Origin of the sequence: Methyloceanibacter marginalis, from assembly GCF_001723295.1 — a bacterium.
Lineage (GTDB): Bacteria > Pseudomonadota > Alphaproteobacteria > Rhizobiales > Methyloligellaceae > Methyloceanibacter > Methyloceanibacter marginalis.
Genome location: NZ_LPWD01000314.1, coordinates 1 through 2,585, shown reverse-complemented (window position 1 = coordinate 2,585; position 2,585 = coordinate 1). Strand labels below are relative to the sequence as shown.

Below are 2,585 nucleotides of genomic sequence, written 5' to 3'. Positions count from 1 at the left end.
GACGCGCGCGCTTCGACCTTGCGGAACAAGACCGGCGTCGAGTCTGGCTTCTTCCATGGCTTCCGCGCCGGCGTCGAAGGCGAGTTCGTCGTCGAGCTCGGGCCCGATGATTTCAACAATACGATCAACGGCAGGACTCAGTACCCGATTGTCGTGGACGTCGAGTCCGCGAGGTCGATCAGGCTTATTTGGAATCGCAAAACATCCCGGGCGTGGCGCTGCTCGGCGGTCGCTTTCTGGAGAACCTCGACAATCTCCGCTATGTGGGCTCGGTCGCTTGGCGCCAGAACGACCAGACCTTCGACGGCGCCAAGGCGACGGTTACGGCGCTACCCGGCGTCACGTTGCTCTATGCCTATATCGGCAACGTGAACCGCATCTTCAGTGACAGCTCGCCGGTCGGGAATATTCACTCCAACGTTCATCTGATGCACGCCGAGAGCAAGGAACTCTCCATCGGCAAGCTCACCGCTTACACATATTTGATGGATCTCTACGATCTCGATCCTTTGTCGAATGCGAGCTATGGCGGCTTTCTGAAAGGCAAGCAGAAGCTGAACGATCGTCTGACCTATCACTACCGGCTGGAATACGCCCAACAGACGAGCTACGGCGATGCGCCGGTCGACTACGACGCCGACTATGTTCGCGTGGAACAGGGGTTGTCGAAGGGCGGATTTACCGCGACGGCCGTTTACGAGCTTCTGGGCAGCGACGACGGTTTTGCCGCATTCCAGACGCCGCTCGCCACCGGGCACATCTTCAACGGCTTCGCCGATGTGTTTCTGGTGACGCCGCCGACGGGCCTTCAGGACTTTTATATCGAGGCCAAATACAAGATGCCCCAAGGCTCAAGCGGGCCGCTCAGCGCTTTCGGTGGCCTCTTGCTGCTTGCGCAGTATCACGAGTTCCGCTCGGCGGTACAGGACCTCGATTACGGCTCGGAGTTCGACTTCTACGCCTACCTGCCCTTGCGGAACGGCTTCTACGCGGAAGCGAAATACGCCAATTATCAAGCCGACGAGTTCTTCACCGACATTCAGAAGGTGATCTTCGGGCTCGGCTACCAGTACTAGGGAACCATGAGTCCGTGTTCGGAAGACCGTTCGCTCGCGACCATCCGCCGGCGGTCCCACAGATCGTTGGTGAGGGCGCATTCCACACGATCGTGCGGTGGAATGGTCTCGATCGCGGCCACCACTTTGCCGTACTCGCGCAAACCCTCCTCGGTGGCATCGCCGGCCCGGAAAGCGGCCCTGCGATCTAGAATGTCTCGCCACCAATCCGCCGCCTCAACGTCATCGGGGGTAGGGACGCCGGCGCCGATAAGCCTTTGGGCCATGATTTGCGCAGCGATGTCGTCGCGTAGACCCGAGGCGATCAAGAGGTCGATGATGGCAAAGATGCGGCCGTAGAGCGCAGGCCCCGGCGGCGCTCCCTTGCGCCGGTCTTTGACATTGGGCGCCGGCGCGGGCAGGTGCCGCGCCATGCTCACCCCCAGACGCGGGCGTTCGCTTATCCAAGAGTCGGGCGGCGCGGTCGCCACGCGATCATGCCCCTCTTGCTTGGCGCGGTAGAGCGCAAGATCGGTACGCTTCATCAAGTCGTCGAGGCTGTCGCCGCTTTGCAGCTCAGCCACACCGAGGCTGCAAGACACGTTGATGGTCCATTCGCCCGTGTCGAGCGTGACGTCGCTGAGGTTGGCGTGCAGGTCTTCGGCGATCTTGACGCTCTCATCGAGCGTGAGGCCCTTGAGCAGGACACCGAACTCGTCGCTGCCCAGCCGGCCGCGGCCGTTCGAGAGCGCGGATCACGTCGGCTGCGGCCATGATCGTGCGGTCGCCGACGAGATGGCCGTAATGTTCGTTGATGGCCTTGAAGCTGTCGATGTCGATCATGATGACCGACAGTGTCTCGTCCTTTTGCCGGCAGGCGAGCGACGCTTCGGCGAAGAACGCCGCGCGGCTCAAAAGCCCTGAAAGTTGATCGCCCTGAAGGGGATCACCGAACGCAGTACGCATGACAAGGGTCCTTACACGGCGCGAGGCGTGCAAATCTCAGACCCTTGTACCGCGTAAGGTTTGAGGTTCGGTTTATGGAACCGGTTCAGTTGGCGCAATGCCGGAAAGCTCTGGGAAACGCGGCATTGCGGTCGGAATCCTGAAATCCTGGCCTAGTGGCCAGTGCCGAAGATCACGGTGATCGACACGCCAATCGCGAGCACCGTGAACGAGACCAAAGCCATGACCCAGACGGGCGGCGAGGGCGCGTGGATCGCCGATCCGCTGGCGGCCTTGTCCTTCTTCTCTTTCGACATGTCCATGCCGGGCATGGCCGAGCCTTGCGGGCGCACGGTCAGCATGCCGTGCTTCAGATGATGGGCGACGAGCCACCAGTTCATCGGGTAGGCGAAGGCGGCGCCGACCATCAGCGCACACGACATGCGGAACCAGAATAGGGGCTGTGCCGGATCGTGGGCGTCCGGGTTGCCCTGAAAGGCCAGGGCCGAGACCGGGAGCATGCCGCCCATCAGGCAATTCATGGACAACAGTTCGGAGGTGAACGTGCCTTTGAGGGCGCGCGCG

The 2,585-nt window shown here is 61.6% G+C and carries 4 protein-coding genes; 1 reads left to right on the top strand and 3 read right to left on the bottom strand.

Features of this window, described 5'->3' with window-relative positions; all coding sequences use genetic code 11:
- Positions 1 to 188: 188 nt before the first annotated feature.
- Positions 189 to 1,076, top strand: a complete 888-nt coding sequence (locus AUC71_RS11550) for a hypothetical protein (RefSeq protein WP_069624385.1) — start codon at positions 189 to 191, stop codon at positions 1,074 to 1,076.
- On the opposite strand, the gene AUC71_RS11545 is transcribed toward AUC71_RS11550, so the two are convergent.
- The 3 genes from AUC71_RS11545 to AUC71_RS11535 all read right to left on the bottom strand — a co-directional run.
- A complete protein-coding gene (locus tag AUC71_RS11545; protein ID WP_280139312.1) occupies positions 1,073 to 1,759 on the bottom strand; it encodes a GGDEF domain-containing protein in 687 nt (228 codons plus the stop codon). The two genes, AUC71_RS11550 and AUC71_RS11545, sit on opposite strands and share 4 nt — an antisense overlap.
- On the bottom strand, positions 1,734 to 2,021 hold the full coding sequence (locus AUC71_RS22000) for a diguanylate cyclase domain-containing protein (RefSeq protein WP_069624383.1): 288 nt from the start codon (positions 2,019 to 2,021) through the stop codon (positions 1,734 to 1,736). Before AUC71_RS22000 ends, AUC71_RS11545 begins: the two co-directional genes overlap by 26 nt.
- Positions 2,022 to 2,173: 152 nt before the next feature.
- A partial coding sequence (locus AUC71_RS11535) for a DUF4396 domain-containing protein (RefSeq protein WP_141701636.1) occupies positions 2,174 to 2,585 on the bottom strand: 412 nt, incomplete at its 5' end.

Coding starts and splice junctions, on each gene's coding strand:
- AUC71_RS22000 (WP_069624383.1), bottom strand. CDS start 2,021: ATGCGTACTGCGTTCGGTGATCCCCTTCAGGGCGATCAACTTTCAGGG.